The 21,724-nt window shown below is 60.8% G+C and carries 12 protein-coding genes and 1 pseudogene; 6 read left to right on the top strand and 7 right to left on the bottom strand.

Features of this window, described 5'->3' with window-relative positions; genetic code table 11:
* From GKZ67_RS14605 to GKZ67_RS14590, 4 genes are all read right to left on the bottom strand, one after another.
* The gene (locus tag GKZ67_RS14605; protein WP_173243642.1) at positions 1-1,467 is read right to left on the bottom strand and encodes a RagB/SusD family nutrient uptake outer membrane protein; all 1,467 of its coding nucleotides are present in this window, start codon (positions 1,465-1,467) and stop codon (positions 1-3) included.
* Positions 1,468-1,488: 21 nt separating this feature from the next.
* Positions 1,489-4,554, bottom strand: a complete 3,066-nt coding sequence (locus tag GKZ67_RS14600) for a SusC/RagA family TonB-linked outer membrane protein (protein WP_173243640.1) — start codon at positions 4,552-4,554, stop codon at positions 1,489-1,491.
* A gap of 236 nt (positions 4,555-4,790) precedes the next feature.
* The gene (locus GKZ67_RS14595; protein ID WP_254244847.1) at positions 4,791-5,702 is read right to left on the bottom strand and encodes a RagB/SusD family nutrient uptake outer membrane protein; all 912 of its coding nucleotides are present in this window, start codon (positions 5,700-5,702) and stop codon (positions 4,791-4,793) included.
* A gap of 491 nt (positions 5,703-6,193) precedes the next feature.
* Positions 6,194-9,229, bottom strand: coding sequence for a TonB-dependent receptor (locus GKZ67_RS14590; protein ID WP_317172151.1), 3,036 nt, complete (start codon positions 9,227-9,229; stop codon positions 6,194-6,196).
* Positions 9,230-9,540: 311 nt separating this feature from the next.
* On the opposite strand from GKZ67_RS14590, the pseudogene GKZ67_RS23705 reads away from it, so the two are divergent.
* From GKZ67_RS23705 to GKZ67_RS14560, 6 genes and pseudogenes are all read left to right on the top strand, one after another.
* Positions 9,541-10,017 (top strand): annotated as a pseudogene (locus GKZ67_RS23705) (ribonuclease D); the annotation flags it as partial.
* An 80-nt stretch (positions 10,018-10,097) separates the two neighbouring features.
* Positions 10,098-10,721, top strand: coding sequence for an HRDC domain-containing protein (locus tag GKZ67_RS14580; protein WP_317172150.1), 624 nt, complete (start codon positions 10,098-10,100; stop codon positions 10,719-10,721).
* Positions 10,722-11,113: 392 nt separating this feature from the next.
* Entirely contained in the window at positions 11,114-12,211 is a 1,098-nt protein-coding gene (mltG, locus tag GKZ67_RS14575; protein WP_173243632.1) for an endolytic transglycosylase MltG, read from the top strand.
* Between the two features lie 70 nt (positions 12,212-12,281).
* Complete coding sequence (dtd, locus tag GKZ67_RS14570) at positions 12,282-12,728, top strand: D-aminoacyl-tRNA deacylase (RefSeq protein ID WP_173243629.1); 447 nt, start codon at positions 12,282-12,284, stop codon at positions 12,726-12,728.
* 29 nt (positions 12,729-12,757) lie between these two features.
* Entirely contained in the window at positions 12,758-13,108 is a 351-nt protein-coding gene (locus GKZ67_RS14565; protein ID WP_173243626.1) for a nucleotide pyrophosphohydrolase, read from the top strand.
* A 46-nt stretch (positions 13,109-13,154) separates the two neighbouring features.
* Positions 13,155-14,318, top strand: coding sequence for an anhydro-N-acetylmuramic acid kinase (locus GKZ67_RS14560; protein ID WP_254244845.1), 1,164 nt, complete (start codon positions 13,155-13,157; stop codon positions 14,316-14,318).
* A 341-nt stretch (positions 14,319-14,659) separates the two neighbouring features.
* Here GKZ67_RS14560 and GKZ67_RS14555 read toward each other — a convergent pair whose 3' ends face one another.
* From GKZ67_RS14555 to GKZ67_RS14545, 3 genes are all read right to left on the bottom strand, one after another.
* Entirely contained in the window at positions 14,660-15,688 is a 1,029-nt protein-coding gene (locus GKZ67_RS14555) for a T9SS type A sorting domain-containing protein (protein ID WP_173243623.1), read from the bottom strand.
* Positions 15,679-16,656, bottom strand: a complete 978-nt coding sequence (locus tag GKZ67_RS14550) for a hypothetical protein (RefSeq protein ID WP_173243620.1) — start codon at positions 16,654-16,656, stop codon at positions 15,679-15,681. The genes GKZ67_RS14555 and GKZ67_RS14550 overlap by 10 nt, the downstream gene beginning before the upstream one ends.
* A gap of 1,189 nt (positions 16,657-17,845) precedes the next feature.
* Entirely contained in the window at positions 17,846-21,721 is a 3,876-nt protein-coding gene (locus GKZ67_RS14545) for a beta strand repeat-containing protein (RefSeq protein WP_173243617.1), read from the bottom strand.
* Positions 21,722-21,724 lie beyond the last annotated feature (3 nt).

The following is a 21,724-nucleotide window of genomic DNA, read 5'->3' as shown; positions in this document are numbered from 1 at the left end:
TTAGTAGCCGGGGTTTTGCACCAGCAGCGAATTGTTGTTGATTTCCTGGTAAGGAATGGGCAGAATCGCTTTGGGGTCGTTTGCGTTAAAGGCTGGTACGGCGGGCGAGCCAGGGTCGGTTGCGGTAGGGGGAATAGCAGGTTGAAAAGGCCGAATCACGCCATTCGTGCGCTTGAGGTCGTAGAGACGGAAGCCCTCAAAGGCCAGTTCCAACTGCCGCTCCAGCAGCACATCGGGCAGCATGGCTCCGATAACGGGGGTAGCCCCGGAGCGCAGCCGCACTTTATTAATATCAGCATCACCCGATTTGCCGGCCCGAATGTCGCACTCGGCCCGGATGAGGTACATCTCGGCCAGGCGAATCAGCGGAATATCCTGACCATACGTGCGCCACTTTATTGTGCGCAGGTGGTTGGGCTTAGTGTTGCCGTCGCTCAGGTAAATAAGCTTTTTGGTTCGCAGAATGGTGAGCGAGTCGGTGCCGCGCACGTCGGAGCTGCCATACAGATTGGCAAAATCGCCGTTAACCCGCACATCGCCCCGGCCATAGCTAATACCCTGGTCGCCGGTCGGGCTGTAACCCGCAAAGAAGGTAGCCAGGCCGCTGTTGGCAGTGCCAGCGTTGTTCTGGTCATTCTGCTGAATCTCGAACAGGCTCTCGGAGCTGTTGCGATTCTGAAAAACGGCCGCCAGGGTACCTGCCAGCGATGCTCCGCTGTTGGTAATCACGTCGTCGGCCGCCGCACGGGCCGCCGGGTAGTTGCCTTGCTGCAAATACACTCGTGCCAGCAGGGCCTCGGCCGAGAACGAAGAGGCCCGGGTTACGTTCTGGGCTGGCAGATTCTTCATAGCCGCCTGCAAATCGCTGATAACCTGCGCATACACCTGCTCAACCGTTGCCCGGGGCAGCTTGGTGTCGCCCTGGGCAATAGTGGTGTTGGCGGTCAGGGCCAGCGGCACACCCAGCTGGGTATTGTTTGTCCCAGCCTTGTATTGCTGCGCGTAAAGGCGTACCAGCTCGAAGTACATTGCCGCCCGGATAAAGCGCATCTCGCCCCGGAACTGCTGCTTTTGGGTACTGTCGGTGACTACGCCCAGGTTAGCCAGCACCACATTGGTTTGGTTGATATTGGCGTAGGCCGCCCGCCATATTTCCAGCGCATTGCTAATCTGCGCGTTCTGGATATGGTTGGCCAGCTGCGCATAGTTCTGAAAAGACCCCTCCCACGAGATATAGCCATCGCCGGCTATCAGCTCGGGTACCAAAATCAGGTCGGTACCATAGAGGCTCGAATTATCGAGCTGCGAGTAGCAGCCAACTACGGCCGCCCCCACTTTCTGGGTAGTATTGAAAGCTGTCGAAAGGTCAATGGCCTGCTGCGGCTGAATGTCAAGCGCATCCTTACATGCCGATAAGCCCAGGCTAAGTCCAAGGGCCACGACCGGCCAGGAAAATATTTTTTTCATATATAGTAAATTAACTAGCTATTAGAAGCCCACATTCACACCTGCCAGGAACGTCTTGGCCAGCGGCGGCGTGTAAAAATCGTGGCCGAGCGCAATGTTGCGGTACAGCGACGAGCCATCGCCCAGGCCGAAGGTGTTCACCTCGGGGTCGTAGCCCGTGTACTTGGTAAACGTGGCCAGGTTCTGGGCCGTCACATAAATACGTACGCTCTTCATGTAGCCGCGATTGGCGATGTCGGCCGGCAGCGAGTAGCCCAGCGTCACGTTTTTAATGCGGAAGAACGAGCCATCCTGGATAAAGCGCGACGAGTTGCCGATGCCGTTGCCCGAGCCAAAGCTCGATTTGGGAACGTCGGTAATGTCGCCGGGCTTCTGCCAGCGGTTGAGCTGGTCCACAGTCTGGTTGTCGAGGTAGTTGTTGAAGCCCGTAGACTGATATACCCCGGCCGCGTTATAAATGTCATTGCCGTACGAAAACTGCCCCAGAGCGCTCAGGTCGAAGCCTTTAAACGAGAAGTTGGTATTTACCCCGCCCGTAAACTTAGGATTGGGGTTGCCCACCTTCTGGTCGGGAGCGGCGCCGTAATCGTTGCTTTTTGAGCCATCGGCCTGGTAGTAGAGTGCATCCCCGTTGGCGGGGTCTACGCCGGCATAGCGCTTGGTGTAGAATACGCCAAGCGGCTCGCCCTGCTGAACCCGGCTGATAATGGCCCCACCCGGAATGATAGGCGTGGTCAGCGAAGTGATAAGGTTGCGGTTGAACGACATGTTGGCGCCCAGGTTCCACTTAAAGTCGCCATCCAGGATGCGGCCGTTCAGGGCAATTTCCAGGCCGCGGTTGCGCAGGGCGCCCACGTTCTGGGTAACGTTGCTGAAGCCGCTGGTCAGCTGCAGCTGGCGGTTGAGCAGCAGCTTGTCGGTCTGCTTCTGGTACACGTCTACCTCGCCCGTAATGCGGTTTTGGAGGAAGCCGAACTCTACACCAAAGTCGGTCTGCTTGGTATTCTCCCAGGTCAGGTTGTTGTCACCAAGCGCGCTGCTGATAAACGTACCCGACTGGTCGGCATAGGGCTGAGCCCCTACCAGGCTGCGGGCGGCGAAGTTGCCTACCTCGGAATTGCCGGTAAGGCCGTAGCTGGCGCGTAGCTTCAGAAAGTTGACGACCGCATTGCCTTTCAAAAAGCTTTCTTCGGAAAGCAGGTAGCCTACGGAAGCAGCTCCGAAGTTACCATACCGAGTATTCAGGCCAAAGCGCGACGAGCCGTCGCGGCGAACACTGCCGCCTATCAGGTATTTGCCCTGAAAGTTGTAGTTAACGCGCGCAAAGTAGGAGAGGATGCCATACCCGGTGCCCGTCGACTGCGAGCCGGATGTTTTAACCGCCGCGCTGGCTACGCGCGTAAAGTCATTGGTAGGGAAGCCCCGGCCTTCTGCCGACGTAAGTTTCGTGTCGGAGCGCTGATACGACTCGCCGGCCAGCACATCCAGGTGGTGGTCGGTACCCAGGTCCAGCACGTAGGTGGCCGTGTTGTTATTGGTGTAGTTAACGGCCTGGGTCTGGGCGCTGATAGCATAGCCGGTGGCCCCACCCGTTTGCGTGCCGGCGCCCCGCACCAGGTCTTCGTTCAGGTCCAGGAAGTCGCCGCCCACCTCGGTGCGCAGCGTCAGGCCCTTAATCGGCACAAAGTTGAGGTAAGCTGAGCTGAACGAGCGGTAGATGCCGGCCCGGTTGCTGCCCAGCTCCTGGTCAATCAGGGCGTTGTAGTAGATAGTCTGAGCGTTGAACAAGCCCGTAGCTGGGTCAATCACCGGCTGGGTCGGGGCCAGCGCGTTGAGCTGCAGGGGGTTGGAAAAGTCGTTGTCGCCGGCTACACGGTCGTTTACGGTGCGGGCCAGCGAGGTGTTGATGCCTACTTTCAAATTATCCCGGATGCTGTGGTCCAGGTTCAGGCGCAGGCTGCCGCGACGGAAGCGGTTGCCGACGATAATACCCTTCTGGTCGTTGAACGTGCCGCTCAGGTAGAAGCGCGTTTTAGCATCGCCGCCGCTGGCGCTGAAATCGTACTGCGACACGTTGGCCGCATCACCGAACGGCCGGTAATGGCCTTGGTTGCGGAAGGCCTGATTGCTCCAGTTGGTATCGTAGGGCGAGTTGTAGTCGAGCCCAAAGTAGTTGCTAAAGTCGCCAGGCAAGGTTTTTGTAGTCGAGTACCCCGCGTTTATGAGCGACTCGCCCAGCAGCTGATTGTATTGCGACGCGTTGAGAAACTGACGCTCACGAGTAGGGGCGCTCACGCCGTAGTAGTAGCCGGCCGTAACTTTCGTTTCGCCCTGGCGACCTTTCTTGGTCGTGATAATAACGACCCCATTGGAAGCCCGGGAACCATAGATAGCGGAGGCCGAGGCATCTTTCAGAATGCTGATGCTCTCGATATCGTTGGGGTTGAGGTCGGCCAAGGGGTTGAGCGGCTCGGTGGTAGTGGCCCCCGACGACTGGTCGGCCGACGTAATGGGAATGCCGTCAATAACGTACAGCGGCTGGTTGGAGGCAGTTACCGACGAAGTGCCGCGTACCTGAATGTTGATGCCCTGGCCCAGCTTGCCGCTGCCCTGGTTGATAACCACGCCTGGCGTGCGGCCCTGGATAGCCTGCTCAAACGACTGCACCGGCTGGTTTTGCACCACGTTGCCCGAGAGCTGGGTTACTGAGCCGGTTATATCTGCTTTGGCCTGCGAGCCGTAGCCTACTACGACGGCTTCCGACAGCACTTTCTGGTCAGGGGCCAGGGCGATGGCGAAAGTAGGGTTAGTGCCGATGGGCAGGGATGCAGTAGTATAGCCAATCGAGCTGAAAGTCAGTGTAGTGGCAGAGGCCGGAGCCGCCAGTGAAAAGCTGCCATCCGCATTGGTCGATGCGCCTACCGTAGTGCCGGTTACCAATACCGTAACGCCCGGCAGGCCCTGGCCAGTCACCCGGTCAGTTACGCGCCCGCTTAGTTGCCGCGTCTGAGCAAACGCGGCGAATGCTGTAAGCCAGCCTAGTAGCAGCAGTATGTATCGTGGAGAAGTAAATGGATTTTTTTTCATAAAATACCCTTGAATGTGAAGGAAAACCTAGTTATGTTAACATGAAGCCTCTGTTTGTGGCGCAAGTAACTTCTGTTTCTTGAAGAAAAGATGATGAAGTATAAAATGTTTTTCTGTTAACAAACCATGACCCTTCATTCTGTCGGATAGACTTACTGAAGATGAAATGCGATTGCCAATAAAAAGGCCCGAACCAGCTTGGTTCGGGCCTTTTTATTGGCAATCGCTTTGGTAGGTTAATACCCGGCGTTCTGCACTAGGTTCGGGTTGGCGTTGATTTGGGGCAGCGGAATGGGGAATACCAGCTTGGGCGAATTCCAGGGCAAAGTAGTGTTGGTCAGCGGGTCAAAGGCCGACTCCATGTTGCGCTTTACATCGCCGAGGCGGAAGCCTTCAAAGGCCAGCTCGAGGCGACGCTCCTTTAAAATAGCTGGCAGCGTAACAGCCGCTAGCGCTGGCAGGTGCGCCCGCTGGCGGATGGTATTGATATCGCCAAGTGGTGCAGCCCCTACCTGCGTACCGGCGCGGAAATTGGCCTCTGCCCGAATCAGGTACATTTCATCTAGCCGAATCAGCTTAATGTTGCCATACAGCACATCATACTTATTCGTATAGTATACCCCGTTAACTTTCTGATAAAGAGTGCTGCGGTCGTCGCCCGGCTCGAAAAGGCTGATAAACTGCTGCTGAATCTCCACATCGGCCCGCCGATTCTGCGAGTAGAAGGTGTTCAGGTCGTTGGTACCGCTCTGAGCTGAAAATTGCAGCGCGAAGATGTCTTCCTGCGTGTTGGCCAGCAGGCTGGTGCTGGAGAGGAAGTTGTCGCCGTAATTGGGGTTCAGGCTAAAGCGGTTGGAGCTAATAACCCGGCTGGCTGCCGCCGCGGCCGCGGGATAATTGCCCTGCTGCAGATAAACCCGCGCCAGTAGCGCGGCAGCCGCATACTTATTGGCGAAGATACCGTTCGAAGCCGGTAGCTTGGCTTCGGCTGTAGTCAGGTCGGTGATAACCTGCGTGTATACCTCAGCTACCGTGTTGCGACTAACATTATTGGCGTCTGAGATGGTAGTGGTAGGGGTGAGCACCAGTGGCACGCCAGGGTTGGTAGCCGGATTACCGTCGTTCCAGGCACGGCCGTAGGTGCGCACGAGGTCGAAATAGACCAGCGAGCGCAGAAATTTAGCCTCCCCTCCACGCTGCTTTGCAAGGCCGGCGTGTTGAGCTTGCCCAAGTTAGCCAGCACATTATTGGTGCGGTTGATAACGTCGTATGCGCTAACCCAGATATTGTTTACGAAGCCATTCGTGTAAAGTAACGTTTTGCGCTGAGCCTGTTGAGGTTCTTGGTACGTGCCGACAAATACCTCGTCACCGTTATCAGCCAGCACGTCAGTCATCAATTGCCAGTCGCCACCGTAAATACGGAAGTTTTGCAGGCCCGCGTAGCTGCCTATCAGCCCGGCCTGGACGTCGTTGGAGGTATTAAAGGCATTAGCCGAGTCGATGCTACTGACTGGCTGTACGTTTAGCTTATTATTGCAGCCCACGAGTCCACCCGTGAGCAGAGCGGCCGCTAGCAGCCCCATGAATATCTTGTTCATATAAAATTCGAGCGTTGAAATGAGTAAAGCCAGCGGCGCTTAGAAGCCTAGGTTAATGCCGACCGTGTAGGTCCGGGGCTGAGGCGCAGTATAGAAGCTGATGCCCTGGTTGATGTTGTTCTGGGTCGTATTGCTGGTACCGGTGGCGGCGTCATAGCTAACTTCCGGGTCCCAGCCAGCGTACTTCGTAAAGGTCAGTAGGTTAAATCCTTGTACAAAGACGCGGGCCGTCTGGAAGTGGCCCCGCTGGGCTACGCTGCTGGGCAGGTTGTAGCCTAACACTACCGAGCGCAGGCGGCCATAGTCGCCATTGCTGACAAAGCGCGACGAGTTGCCAATGCCGTTGCCGCCCAGGTAAACGGCTTTGGGTACGTTGGTGATATCGCCCGGCTTCTGCCAGCGGTTAAGCTGGTCGCGGGTCTGGTTGTCGGGGCCGTTATTGAAGCCTACCGAATAGTACTGCGCGGCTCCGTCAAAAATCTGATTGCCGAACACGCCAACGAGCGTTACTCCCAGGTCAAAGCCTTTGTAAGTAAAGGTGTTGGTAATGCCGCCGGTCCAGGTTGGGTTAGGATTGCCGATGGGCACGTTTGCGGCCAGGTTGATATCGTTGGTAGTGCTGCGGTCAATGGTGCCGTCGGCCTTCGTCGTATTCAGGTAGTAAAGGGCATCGCCATTGGCCGGATTGACTCCGGCGTACTCCGGCCCGATAAATTCACCTAGCGGCTGGCCTGCCTGGGCCCGGTTCAGGAAGCTGCCCAGGATGTCGGGACCAGCAAGGTCCAGAATCTTATTTCGGTTGATGGCGGCATTAGCGCTGGTCGTCCAGGTAAAGTCCCCCACGATGTTGTGGGTGGTCAGCGAAAATTCAATACCTTGGTTGCGCAGGCTGCCTACGTTCTTATTTTCAGAAGTGAAGCCGGTGGTTGCGGGTACTGGCTGAGCCAGGAGCAGCCCGGTCGTGTTTTTCCGGTACACATCAATCTCACCGCTGATGCGCCCGCCGAAGAAGCCGTACTCCAGCCCGGCATCGTACTGCACCGTCGATTCCCAGCTCAGGTTTTCGTTGCCTACCTGCGCGGGCCGTTGGCCAGGAACACCTACGTAGCCCGCTCCAACGCCCGAAAACAGGTTGCGCGAGGCGAAGTTGCCAAAGTTCTGGTTACCTGTCTTGCCAATGCTGGCGCGCAGCTTAAGCAGGCTCAGGGTTGGATTGTTCTTCAAAAAACTCTCCTCCGACAACAGCCAGCCTACTGAGGCGGCCGGGAACACTCCATAGCGCCGGTTGATACCAAAGCGCGACGAGCCGTCGATACGGGCGCTGGCGCCTACCAGGTACTTGCCGGCAAAGGCGTAGGAGCCCCGGGCAAAGTAAGATACCAGTGCGTAGCCCGTAGTATAAGAAGTGCCGGCCGTGATTTGTGACGCGTTATCAATGGTGCGGTAGGCATCCGAAGCAAACTGGGTGCCCGTTACGCTGTTGCCATTTAGGCGGGCTTCCTCGTAGCTGGTGCCGACGGTTAACTCCACCGCGTGCTGCTCAGCCAGCGTTTTCTTGTAAGAAAAGTAGTTGTTCACTACGACTTTCGCGCTGGTTACGGCCGAGTTGAAGCCAAAGCCATTGGTGGGTCCGCTGTTGCGAGCCGTAATCCGACCAGAGTATTGCTCTTCGCCCTGGTTCAGTACGTCGGTACCTAGTTCCGAGCGGAAGAGCAGGTCATTGGTAAGCTTCAGCTGTCCGTAAACGTTACCCAGCAGCCGGTACACGGTAGTGGTGTAAGTGCTTCCCTGAAGACTCAGCAGCGGATTGTAGTAAAAGGGGAACGTAGCATTGGGCAGACCGGTAGTGGGGTCGAGCGCGCCGCTCACCAGGCCCGTGGCCGGGTCGATAAGCGGAGTAATCGGCGAAAGTGCCACAATCTGCATGGGCGTGCTGAAGGCATCATCGTTGGGCACCCGGTAGTTGACTGAGCGCGTAGCTGTCAGGTTGATGCCAAACGACAGCCGGTCGGTAGCCTGGTGGTCAAGGTTGAAGCGCGCCGCGATACGCTTGTACTCGTTATTTATAAGAATGCCCTTCTGGTCGCTGAACTGCCCTGAAAAGTAGAAGCGGGTTTTCTCGTTGCCGCCGCTGGCATTTAAATCGTACTGCTGAAATGGGGCTTTTTGAAAAACCTGGTCCTGCCAGTTGGTATTATAGGTCAGGGGGTCAGCGGCACCACCCGCGTAGCGCTGCAACCGGCTGGCATTAGAGGCAGCCGAGCGACCCGAGTTAACCAGTGCTTCCGTAATCAGTGTTACGTATTCCTGATTGTTGAGGAATTCGCGCTTGTGCGTGGCTTCGCTGTATCCACCCTGCACATTGAAGTTAAAGCGCGTCACGCCGGCTTTGCCGCGCTTGGTGGTGATGAGCACTACCCCGTTTGTAGCCCGCGACCCGTAGATGGCTGACGACGCCGCATCTTTGAGCACGCTGATGCTTTCAATGTCGTTGGGGTTAATATCGGCAATGGGGTTTGTAGCAGCTACCGTAGACGACAGGTTGTCCGAAACTACCGGTACCCCATCTACCACGTATAGCGGCTGTGCATCGCCGCTGATGGAGGAAACTCCTCGGACGCGCACCCGGATGCCCTGCCCTAGCTTGCCGCTGCTGTTTTCGATAAATACCCCGGCTGCTTTGCCCTGAATCGACTGCTCGAACGATTGAACCGGCTGGTTGCCAACATCCTTGCTCGCCAATTGGGTTACTGCGCCCGTGAGGTCGGCCTTGGTCTGGGTACCGTAGCCAACTACCACAGCCTCTGCCAAATCGGTAGTGGACGTTGCCAGGGTTATGTTCAAAGAACCACGACCCGCTACCGCAATCGTCTGGGAAACATAGCCCACCGAACTGATAACAAGCGTAGCACCAGGTTTCACCGATAAGCTGAAGGAGCCATCGGCCCCGCTGCTCACGCCATTGGTACTGCCACGCTCTACGATAGTCGCCCCTGGCACGGCGCTGCCATCGGAGCCTAAGACACGGCCACTGACTACCTGGGTCTGGGCTAGTGCCGGAAGCGTAGCTACCACTAACAAAGGAGTAAAGATTCTTCTCATAAAGGGGCTTTGGGTTGAAAAGTGATAAGTAATGAGGAAGGCACAGTTTGCTGAAGACTTCATGTAGATGACTTATGCAAATTAAGGGCTGTTACAACATTAAATTAGTATGAAATCTCAAAATACCCCTAATTTTTTAAGGGGCGTTTTGAAAAGCAGATTACTTCTATTGAGTTAGTTGGTTATCCATAGTGGAACATCAGGAAAAGAATCAATAAACTAATTTGCTTAAAATAGCGTGAGGAGAATTCGCCCGCAGCAGCCCCGTACCTTTGCTGCCACGCATGAAGCCTACTATCCACTACCTCACTACGGCGGCCCAGGTGGCCGAGGCCGCCGCTCACTTCGCCACCCTGCCGCGCATTGGCATCGACCTGGAGTTTGACGACAACCGTTATCGGTACGGCCGCCACGTAGCCCTTATTCAGGTATTTGATGGGGAAAGTGTTTACTTAATTGACCCTCTTCCGCTGGAGCCCGAGATGGCCGCCGGGCTGGAGCCGCTGTTTTCGGTGCTGCGCGACCCGGCCGTGGCCAAGGTTTTTCACTCCTGTAAATCCGACATCCTGCTGCTCGACGAGCTGTTTGATGTGCATTGCCGCAGCATTATCGATACCAGCGTGCAGTTTACACTGCTGGCGCTCGAGGATAACAATATCTCGTTGGGTCGCCTCATTCAGAGCGAGTTAGGCTTTGAGGTAGATAAGGGCGAGCAAAAATCGAACTGGCTGAAGCGCCCGCTTACCGAGGCCCAGAAAGAGTACGCGGCCAATGATGTGCTCTATCTTTTTGAGCTGACCGACCGCCTGGCGGTGCGCTTGCAGGAGCAGGGCCGGGCTCAGTGGGCGGCCGAGGAAAACCTGGCGCTCGAAGCCGTGCGCTACGGCCGCGACGAGCTGCGCCCCACCTGCGCCTGGCCGGCAAGTTTCGCATCGGTCCGGCCGAGTTGCCGCTGTTTCGCGAGCTGTATGCCCTGCGCGACCGCGTGGCGCGGCAGCTCGACCGGCCCAGCTATATGGTGCTCAGCAACGACCGGCTGGCCGAGCTGGCGCATCAGCCCATCACCTCGCACGGGGCTCTGCGCAATGCCGGAGGTCTACACCCCGAGCTGAAGCGCGCGCCCTACGCCGACGAGCTGGTGGCCCTGGCTACCGCCGACCTTGCGTCCGATGGCCCGCTGCCCGCCGACCAGCGTCGGCCGCAGCCCTTCCGCCGCCGCTTTGGTGGCCCTATGGCCGCGCGCGCCGAAGCCCGCGAGGCGCTGCTTACGAGTATCAAAAATCATCTGGCTGCCGATTATAGCCCCGTGCTGGCCAATACCGTGCTCAGCAACCGGTTGATTGGTGATGTGGTGGAGCAAGGTAGCCTGGCCGCGCTGCGCCCGTGGCAGCGCCAGCTGCTAGGCGAAACTGCTGCCCGTCATGGGTTGGTAATCAGCGAGCTAGAAGAGCCATTGCAGGGCTAGCGAGGTAGCATTAAGCGTGCTGCTACACTTCCCAGGCATATTGTAGGCTGGTAAGCCCGGCAAACCTATACAGACTGTCAAATGAGAAAAATTAAATAATATTTGTATTTATAAATATTTATTAGGCCAGAAGACATGGCTATTGCGCGGACGTCTGGTACATGCCACAGTTCATGCCTGTGATTTCCTGACTGAAGCCTTACTACGAATTTGTAAGTCAGAATGTTAGCATATGTATTATGCCAGTGAGTGTATTCGTGGTGTGCCGGTGGAAGTAGTAAATATGTAGAAAATTATATGCGTGGCGCGGCGCAGCTGGCCAGTGCGTGGCTTACCCGGCTGGCACTACTTTTGGCAATTTGCTGCCGGGCGGCTACTCCGCGGGCTACCTTATGACCGAACCTGTTGTGCCTGTGCTCGTTGCCGACTCTGCCCGGCCCACCCGGCAGAGCCGGCGCGGCTGGCTGGTCGTCCTGGTGCTAACTTTGGCCGCCCTGGTAGCAGGCCTGACTTATCAGCTGCTGTACCGCTCCAACGTGCCGACGGCCGTGGAAGGCCCGGCTTATCTCTACATCCGGCGCGGCGCGGGCCTGAAGGCGGTGCTCGACTCGCTGACGCGACCGGGCCTGCTGGCCCGGCCCTCCGATTTTGCGCGCGTGGCCCGCTGGCGTGGCTACGGCACCCCGGCCCGGCCCGTGCGCCCCGGCCGCTACACGCTGCCAGCCGGAACCGGCAACCTCGACCTGCTGCGCCTGCTCGAAAGCGGCCGGCAGGATACGGTGGTATTCACCATCCAGCCCTTTCACTACCTGCCGCAGCTGCCGCGCCAGGCCGGCCGCCAGCTCGACACCGATACTGCCCGGCTGCATAAGCTGCTGGCCGATAACGCGTACCTGGTCGGGCGCTACGGCCTTGATACCGCTACCGTGCGGACGCTTTTTATTCCGGGCCAGCTGCGGCTGTGCTGGCCTACCCCGGCCGCTGCCTTCCTCGACTCGGTGGCCGCCCGCCACCGGCGCTTCTGGAATGCTAAGCGGCTGGCCGAAGCCGACTCGCTGAAAATGACCCCGGTGCAGGTAGCGGTACTCGCCAGCATTGTGCAGCGCGAAACGGCCCAGCCTACTGATAAGCCTATTATCGCGGGTGTCTACCTCAACCGCCTGCGCCGGGGCCAGCCCTTGCAGGCCGACCCCACTCTGCTGTGGCCGCTGCACGGCCTGGGCACCCGCAAGCGCGTGCTCAACGTCGATAAAAACGTCGATTCGCCCTACAATACCTACCGGCACAAAGGCTTGCCGCCCGGCCCCATCACCACGCCTTATCCGCAGGCGCTGGAGGCGGTGCTGCGCCCCGCGCACCACCACTACGTCTTTTTCTGCGCCCGGCCCGATGGTAGCGGCTTTTCCGATTTTGCCGCCACCTTTGCCCAGCACAAGCAGAACGCCCGCCGCTACCAGCACCACTTGGATAGTCTGAAAATCAAGCGGTAGTATAGGGGCGTTTAAGCTAGCCGTTTATCCTTGCGAGCGCAGGGAGTTACCCATTAAGCAGTAGTAAAATATGCGCCTTGTTATCCAGCGCGTTCGCGAAGCCTCCGTTACGGTAGCTACTACGATTACCGGCCAGATTGGTCCCGGCCTGCTGGTGCTGGCCGGCTGCGCGCCCACCGACGACGAGGCGGCCCTGACTTGGCTGGCCCGCAAGCTGGTAGGCCTGCGAATTTTTAACGATGAGCAGGGCCAGATGAACCGCAGCGTGCGCGACGTGGGCGGCCAGGTGCTGGTAGTGAGCCAGTTTACGCTGCTGGCCGATGCGCGCAAGGGCAACCGGCCCAGCTACATCGGGGCGGCGCCGCCCGCCGTGGCCGAGCCGCTCTACGAGCGCTTCGTAGCGCTGGTGGCGCAGGAGCTAGGTCAGGCCGTGCCCACCGGCATTTTCGGGGCCGATATGCAGGTGCGCCTGCTCAACGACGGGCCGGTAACCATCGTGCTTGATTCACCGGTTTAGAATTTTAAATATAGTAAATAATTAATATAATGACTATTCAGCAGGCCCAGGCTACGGTAGACGAGTGGATAAACACCACCGGCGTGCGCTACTTCAGCGAACTAACCAATATGGCTATCCTGACCGAGGAGGTGGGGGAGGTGGCGCGCCTCATTGCGCGGCAGTACGGCGAGCAGTCGTTCAAGGAGTCGGACAAGGGCCGCGAGCTGGGCGATGAGCTGGCCGATGTGCTGTTTGTCGTCATCTGCCTGGCCAATCAGACCGGCATCGACCTCACCGAAGCCCTCGCCCGCAACCTGGCCAAGAAAACCCAGCGCGACGCCACCCGGCACCACGAAAATCCCAAGCTGAGTCAGCAAGCAGGCAGGGGGAAGGAATGAAGAATGGCTGCCCTTTATTCTTCCTTTCCTCAACTATCCTTCTCAAATGAATCCGCACCTGAGCCGTTTGCTGGCCGTGGCGCAGCAGCCCAACCGCCGCATCGTGGGGCTGATGTCGGGCACCTCGCTCGATGGGCTCGACGTGGCGCTGTGCCGTTGCACCGGCGCCGGCCCCTCGCTGCGGGTTGTGCTGGAAGAGTTTGCGACCGTGCCGTACCCGGCTGATTGGCAGCAGCGCCTGCGGGCCATCAGCCAGCCGGTGGTGCAGCTGGAAGAGCTGGTGCTGCTGCACGCGGGGCTGGCCCGCTACCACGCGCAGCTGGTGCTCGACTGCCTGGCGCGCTGGCGGGTGCCGCCAGCGGCCGTGGATGTGCTGGCCAGCCACGGGCAGACTATCTGGCACGCGCCGCGCCACCAGCACGGGCAGGAAGGTTTTGCGCACCATGCCACGCTGCAAATCGGCGACGGCGACCATCTGGCGGTGCTCACGGGTATTATTACGCTCTCCGATTTCCGGCAGAAGCACGTGGCGGCCGGGGGCGAGGGCGCGCCGCTGGCTCCGTTGGCCGATGAGCTGCTGTTTCGGCGGCCGGGCACCAACCGGCTACTGCTCAACCTGGGTGGTATCGCCAACTTTACCCTTTTGCCCGCCGACGGTGGCCCCGCCCAGGCCACCGACACCGGCCCGGCCAACACGCTGCTCGACTACGTGGTGCGCCAACACTACCCCGGCCGGGCGTACGACGCGGGTGGACAGCTGGCGGCACAGGGGCGGCCCCACGCCGGGCTGCTGGCGGCGCTGCTGGCGCAGCCGTTTTTTGCCGCGCCTTTTCCCAAAACTACCGGCCCGGAGCTGTTTTCATCGGAATATTTAGCTGGAAATCAGTGCGCTACCGCCACCGAAAACCTGCCCGTGCCCGACCTGCTGGCCACCCTCGTGGAGCTGACGGCCGGGGCCGTAGCCCAGGCTGCCCGCCATTACCTTGGCCCGCAGCCGGTGGCCGAGGTGCTGGTGAGCGGTGGCGGCGCCCACAATAAGGCCCTGCTGGCCGCCCTGGCCCGGCAGCTGCCGGCCACCGAGTGGCGCAGTACCGCTGAGGCCGGTGTGCCGCCCGATGCCAAAGAAGCCGTATTGTTTGCGGTGCTGGCCAACGAGGCGCTGGCCGGCCAGTCGGGCCTGCGCCTGGGTAAAATCTCGCTGCCCGGCTAGTAGTGAGGTACTTGTCGGATATAATCGTTTGAGTCTGACGCGGGCTGCCGGCTGTCCGCTCATTGGCCGAACAATTTTGGGCGCACGATAAGTGCACAGCCAGCCATGCCCCAATTTGACTTCCTAGAGCAAATTCTGGGTCAATGTACGGGTTCTGTTCTTGCGTTCGCCTCACCCCCGGCCCCCTCTCCGAAAAGGAGAGGGGGAGCCAGTCTGGCAAAATGTGTACACTGACTCAGAATCCGCGCTAACTAGCATCAGCGGCGACATGGCTGGCCCAACAGCGCAGTGGAAATAGCCTAAAAAGACCTCAGTGGCAGCTGAGGTCTTTTTATTTTCGCTTACTCCTTTATCAGTCTCAACGTTTGAACTCCCGCAGCGGTTGCTAATCGGAGCAGGTATACCCCTGTTGGCAAGCTGCTAAAGAAGGTTGGTTCGAGCGCGGGTTGACTGGCGCCTGCGGGCAGCGGCCCCAATTCCTGGTTCAGCACTTGGCGGCCAACCGCATCGAGGAGCGTGAGGGTGGCTGCGGCAGTAGCCTGCGGCAGCACCAGGCGCAGTTGTACGGTTTGCTGATAGGGATTGGGCCAGGCTACTAGCAGGCCGGCCGGGGCATCGAACAACACCGTGCGCACGGGCGAGAAAGTGGCCGTGCCCTGCTGGTCTAGCTGGCGCAGGCGGTAGTAGCGCAGGCCGCTCTTGCCGGCTTCGCGGTCGGTGAAGCTGTAGCTACGGGGGGTGGCGCTATTACCCGCCCCGGCCACCAGGCCCAGCGCCCGGAAGCTTTGCCCGTCCAGGCTCACCTGCACCTCAAACTCCTTGTTAGCCAGCTCCGTGGCCGTGGTCCAGCTCAGCACGACGTCGGAGCCCTGGCGCACGGCTTCGAAGCGTACCAGCTCTACGGGCAGCGGGGCGGCCTGGTCGCTGATGGCCAGCAGGCCCAGGCGGGTAAACTGGCTGGGACCGACCAGCGTACGAACCGGGGCGGGGTTGACGGTGGTGGCGTAGGTGTCGTAGCCGCTGTTGTCGGCGCTGCGCTGGCTGATTTGCTGAGCGCCCTCGCTGGCGATGGTACCCAGCGAGGCCGGGTCGTAGGTAAGCGTGGGCTGGTAGGTGTAGCCGCTGCCGTCGGCATTGTCGTTGCTGAAGGTAAAGTAGGCGTTGGCGTAGCGGGCACCGGCAGCAAAGGGCGCGGGCGGATTGGTACCCGAATAGTAGCGGGCCGTCACGCTGGTGGGCACTGTGCCGGTGCTGCTGTAGGTGAGCTGGGCCAGGGTGCGCCCGCCCAGCGAAAATGCCTGCGTGCTGCCCGGCGCGGGCACGGCCGACACGGCCAGTGCCGGCGGGGTGCTGATGGGCGTCACTTCCACCGAGCCGATGTCGGGGCACCGGCGGCCACGGTGGTAGAGCGGGTTGTGCCAGCGTAGTCGGTGCCAACGCTGGCCACCTGGGTGCCGGTGCCGTTGGCGTACCAGGCGGCCGGGCTGGCCGGGTTCACCGACAGGTCGCCGGTACTAGTATTGGTGAAGAGGCTGGCCGAAGGCAGCACCGATGCCTGCTCGCTCAGGCTGCTGCCGTCGCCGCCGGTGGCCGCTTTGTAGGCAGCGAAGGTGTAGACGCTGCCGCCGTACTGATTGACGTAGCTGCTGCTGTTAGCGTTGATGTACAGGTTGTAGTCGGCCGTGTTAGTGCCCGGGTTTGCGGGAGAACCCACGAAATTGGTAGTCGAGGGCGTAGTCAGCGCCAGGTTGAGGCCGCTCCCGCTTCGTTCGTTGTAGAGAATGTTGTTGCGCAGCACGAGGCCCGCAGTGGTGCTGTTGCGGTATAGCGCGTAGGTGCTACTGCTGCCCGTCCCGGCCAGGTACACCGCGTTGTAGGCGTAGGTATTGCCGGTGCCATTTTCGTAGAGGCCGTACAGGTTGGGCGCGGCGGCCGTGGCCCCGGTGCTCGACAGCTGGTTGTTGGCCACCGTTACGCCCGTGCCGTCGTTGTAGAGCAAGAGAATGCGGTCGGCCAGCGAGCCGGTGCCGGTGCTGGAGGAGAAGAGGCCGGCCACGCGGTTGCGGGCTACCAGGCTGCCAGTCGCCGCCCCGGTCACGTAAATGCCGCTCACGTAGTGGTAAAAAGTAGAAGTCGGGGCGGTGGTCGACGAGTTGCCGATGTTGCTCAGCTGGTTGCCCGTCACGGTCACCAGCCCGGTGGCCGCCGTGAAGATACCGACGGTCTGGGCGTTGCGCGTAGCATTAGGCGTCGAGCTGTTGACGAGGCCGCTGACGATGTTGTCGCGCACTATGGGCGCGGCCCCGGTGCCGGTGGCGTAGATGCCGAACAGGAACACCCCCCCATCAGGCCGGCGTTGGTTTGCAGGTTCAGCACCTGGTTGTTGGCGATGGTAGCAGCGGCGGTGCTACTTACGTAAATGCCGTAGCCGTAGCCCACCTTCAGGCCTTGCGTGGGCGAGGCGTCGCCGATGATGTTGCCACTGACATCACCGATGTTTACCGCGCCGCCCCCTACATTGATGCCGTTGCTGAAGGAAGAGGTGCCCGCGTTGGTAAGGGCCCGGATGACGTTGCCCTGCACGCTGGTAGCCGGCGCGTTGCCGACCACCAGGGCAATGCCGTTCAGGTTGCCCGAGGTGGAGCCCACGGTCATAGTGCCGCCGCTGGCTCCGCTGCTCGTCCCGCCGATGTAGTTGCCGCTCACCGTGTGGCCGGCGCCGCCGCTGAAATAGATACCCGTGAAGGCCGCGCTGTTGGTGCCCGCCGTCTGGTAAATACTGTTGTTGCTAACTGTGTGGCCGTTGCCGCCGGCCACCTGCACAAAAATCAGGGTTGTCGAGCGGGCCGCCTCCTGGTAGAGAGAGTTGCCCACTATTGACCAGGCAGAGTTGTTGCTGCCGGCCAGGTACACCGCACCTGCCGAGAAATTATGCAGCTGGCTGTTCGAAACGGCGTTGTTCGAGTTGGGTACCGTACCGCTCAGGCCCGCCGAGTAGATGCCGTTGGCGTAGCTGGCGGTAGTGGCATTGCCGGGGCTGCGCACGTCGAGCCCGGTGAAGGTGTTGTTGTTGTTGCCGGTGCTGCTGCCGCTGCCCAGCACGATGGTGCCGCTGCCGGCGTTGGTGTTGGCGCTTTCTACCAGCAGGTAGCTTAGCGTATTGTTGCTGGCGTCGCCGGTCAGGCTGAAGGTGGGCGCGCTGGCCGTGGTGTTGCTGAAGCGCAGGTTTTGCGCGCCCGTCGGCTGCTGCCCGTTAAAGCTGACGCGGCTGGCCCCCACCAGGCGTATCAGGCCCGCAGTAGTGGTGGCTGTGGCCGTGATGTTGCGCAGGGTACCGTCCGACTGCACGGTGAGCGAGTAGCCGTTGCCGCCGTCGGCCAGCGCTGTCAGTGCCACCGCGCCCGTTTCGCCCGTCAGGTCCGAGGTAATGGTGACGGTGGTGTTGCCCGCCAGCGCACCGTTGTTGAGGGCGTCGAATACGCCGCCCGCGTTGGTGAGCGAGGTATAGGGCTGGCCCGTACCCACCGTCAGGGCCGTGGGCAGCCCCGAGAGTGTGTACTGGTTGAGGGTGCTGCCGGCGGGGCTAAGCGGGGCTCCGATGGGGAAGGCCGCGCTGCCGAGCGCCACGCTGGCCGGCGCGGCCGCGAAGGTACCCGCGTCGAGGCCCACGTTGGGCGTGGCTGCCCCGTCCTGGGCCACCACAAAGTACTGAATGGTAGTGCCTGCCCCGGCACGGTGGGCAGCAGGCTATAGTCGAGGGTAAAGCTGAAGGGCGAGGTGCTGCCGCTGGCCTCCACCCACTTCCAGCCGGGAGTGGCGCTGGTGTTATCGGTGTAGGCGTTGGGGTCGGTCGAAAGCTTGTAGTATACCCGGGGCCGGGCGCCGCTGGCGCCATTCACGCCGCTGCCGGGCGTCACATCCTGCACCAGCACGTTGGTAAAGGCTCGGCTGCTGAAGGGCGTGTAGGTGATGCCCGGCGCCACCAGGTCGAGGTAGGTGTAGCTGCCCTCGTAGGCCCCGATGTCGGGCGTGGTGGTGCTGCGCGTGGTGCCGGTGTAGTCCGTCGTAATGTCAGCAAGGGGGAGCGCTCCGCCCTCGATGGGGGCCGCCGCCGTGGGCTGCAGAAAACTGGCGTCGGTGCCAGTGGTGCTCACGAAGCTCACCGGCTGGCTGATAGTGCGCTGCTCACGGCTCAGACTGCTATTGCCCGCGCCCGGCGCAGTGTACATAAAGCTGCGGTAGGTAAAGAGCGTGGTTTTGGCGTTGGTGGGGGTGGCCGTGGCCAGGCCCTCGGCGTAGAGCAGGCCGCTGGCGGCGTAGAGCAGGTTGCTGGTGCTGCTGCCGGCCAGGTTGACCGGCGGGGTGCCGGCCGTGCCGGCTGCCACGCGGCCCAAGGCTACGCTCTTACCGGTGCCGCTGGCGGTGGCGCTATTCTGCACCAGGTTATTGTTGAGGGTGATGGTAGTGGGCGTGCCCGTGAAGGCGATGCCCGCCGCCCCGAAGTTGGTGCCGCCGCTACCACTCAGGTACACTGTGTTGTAGTAGACATTCAGGGTGGTGCCGGCACTCAGGTAGAGCCCCGCCACGGCCGGGCTGCTGGTGCTGGCCGGGGCCGTCAGGTTGCCCACTACGTTGTTGGCCAGCGTATGCGTGCTGCCGAGGGCCGTGTACAGGCCATACACCGTGGCGGTGCCCGCGCCGGTGGCGCTCAGGTCGCTGATTTTGTTGCCGCTGGTGAGCAGCGGCGCGGTGGCGCTGGCGCTGCTCGCCAGAAACATCCCGTATACGCCGGCCACCCCGCTGCTGCTCAGGCTGCCGACGGTATTGCCCGAGAGGCTGCCGCCCGGCAGGTTGCTGGTAGCCGTGAGCGGGTTGCTGGTGCTGCTGCTGGTGCTGATGCCCACCACCGCGCCGGCCCCGCTCAGGTTCTGAATGGTATTGCCCGTGAGGCTGGCGCCGGCCGCCGCATTGCCGGCCGCCCACAGGCCCGTCAGCGTTGAGCTGCCCGTGCTGATGCCCCCACCGGTAGCCAGCGAGCCGATAGTGTTGTTGCTGACTACCAGCGTGGTGCTCGGGCCGGTCGGAGCCAGCAGGCCCACGAAGGGCGAGGTAAAGGTGCCCGCCGTGCCCCGCAGGTTGAGGCCGGTAAAGGTGTTGCTGGTGAGCGTGTGCGTGCCGGCGCCGGCGGGCGTGCCCGTATTGACGTAGCCATATACCACGTTACCGGAAGTAGCATTCTTGGTGAAGCCCGTGAACTGGTTGCCCTGCACCAGTATGTTGCTGCTGGTGCTGCTGGCGTTGAGGAAGGTAACCCCGCCGCTCGAGGCGGTGCTGCTGTTCTGGTAGCGGTTGTTGCTAATGGTGAGTAGCCCCGCGCTGGTGCCCGTCGCCTGGATAATGGTCACGGTCCCGGTGCTGGTCGTGCTGCTGTTCAGCAGGGTGTTGTTATCGAAGGTGAGCGTCGAGGCCGTGGTGCTGCTGTTAGCGACACCCGTAAAACTGGAAGTAAACGTGCCGCCCGTGTGGGTGCCGGTGTAGGTAAGGGTATTGTTGCTCATCGCGGCCGCGCCCGTCAGCGGGGCCAGGTTGATAATCCCGGTAAGCCCCGACGTAGTAGCGCCGGCCGAGGTAGCCAGCCCAAAAGTGAAGGTGTTGCCGTTGAAGCTGGTTGTACCGCTTATCCCGGCGCCTTGGTTTACTACTCCCGTCATCGCCGGGCTGATAGTGGCCCCGCTGTTAGTGATGTCTACCGTATAGTTGTTGTTGCTGACGACCAGGCTGCCCGGTAAGGCTGTTGTGTTGGTAACGCCCTGCACGTTGCCGGAAAGAACGCCGACCGTGGCCGGGGCGGCCGGCACCGTGTAGCGGATGGTGTTGCCGCTTATCGACAGCACCCCACTCACCGCACCGCCGTTGACAATGGCCTGGGGTGAGGCCGTAATCGTGCCGCCGCTGTCGGTATTGGTTAGCGTATAGGTCACGGTATTCGTGCTTATCGTCAGGTTGGCGGTAGTCACGCTGGTGGCGATACCTATGTGGGCGTTGGAGCTGGCCGCGATGGTGCCGGGGCCGGAGTTGCTCACGTTGAAGGTGACCACGTTGTTGCTGATGGTAGCCGCGCTCGTCACCGTGCCTCCGCAACTCACTCCCTGCGCCGCTTTATCAAGGCCGCCTGCCCCCGTATTATTCAGGTTATACGTGAGCTGGTTGCCGCTCACGTTCAGCACCCCGATGCCGGAGCCGCTGACCGACTGCACCAGCATGCGGGTGTTGGCGCCGGTCGTGGCGGCGGCCGTGGTGGTATAGCCTACCACGTTGTTGAGCAGGTTGGCGGTACCCGTGCCGATGTGGCCCGCGTAGACCCCCGTGGCCGTGCCGGTGCTGGCGTTGGCGGCCTGCGTCAGCGTCACCTGGTTGTTGTTCAGGTTGCAGTCGCCGCTCTGGCCCAGGCTGGCATACACGCCCGCCACGCCGTTGGGGGCCGCCACACCGCCGCCGCCCGCATTGTCCACGGTGTTGTAGCTGGCATTCACCGCGCTTTGCGCCGTCAGCTGGATACCGTAGCCAGTCAGGCTGCCCACGCCGCCAAAGTTGCGGATGATGTTGCCCGTTGCGGCCGAAGCGCCCCCGAAGTCGTTGTTCTGGTCGGCCAGCGTGTAGGGCGAAGCCGCAGTGAAGCCGTTGGCAAAGATGCCCAGCTGGGTATTGAGAATGGTGTTGGTGTAGAAGCGGTTGCCCGAGTTGCTGCCGGCCGCCGTCGTGGGCGTCACGCCCGCACCGGTAGCATCGGTAGTGGCCAGGTAAATACCGTAAACCAGCCCCGTAGTTGAGTTGCCGCCCGAGCGGTTAAGTGTCACGGTGCAGTTCCGGATGGTATTGTTCTGGCAGCCATTGGTAGCGCTGGTGCGGAAGAAGGCGAAGCCGTACTCCATCGCCGTCGTCGGCGTGTTGTTGCTGGCTGGGTCTATCAGGTCAATGCCATCGAAGGTGACATAGTCGGTTCCGCTCAGGCGCACGAGGGCGTCAGCCGCGGCGGTGGTGCTGCCCGGGTTCAGGGTGCCCGCCGCTGCCGTAATCAGCGGGTTGGCCCCGGTGCCCGATTTCTGGAAAATAATCTGGCCGACCCCAGCCGTGCCCTGGGCCGTGAGCAGCGGCAGCCCGCCGGCCGGGGCCGTTTCGACGTAGCCGGCCGCCACGTTCACCGTCACGCCCCCGTTGGGAAAGTTGGTATTAATGTCGTTGATGGCTTGCGTGAAGCTACTGTAGTTGCCCGGCAGCGTTTTCGTGGTTTGCGCCTGGGCGCCGACAGCGCTCAGCATTACCAGTAGCAAAAGCAGGTAAGGCCACCGTGCGGTGGGGTAGCCAGTCGCAGCGCCTACAAAAGGTAAATAGTTGGCTTTCATAAC

The organism is Hymenobacter sp. BRD67, assembly GCF_013256425.1.
Classification (GTDB): Bacteria; Bacteroidota; Bacteroidia; order Cytophagales; family Hymenobacteraceae; genus Hymenobacter.
The sequence above is the reverse complement of the archived record's forward strand: the minus strand, read 5'-3'. Positions and strand labels throughout refer to the sequence as shown.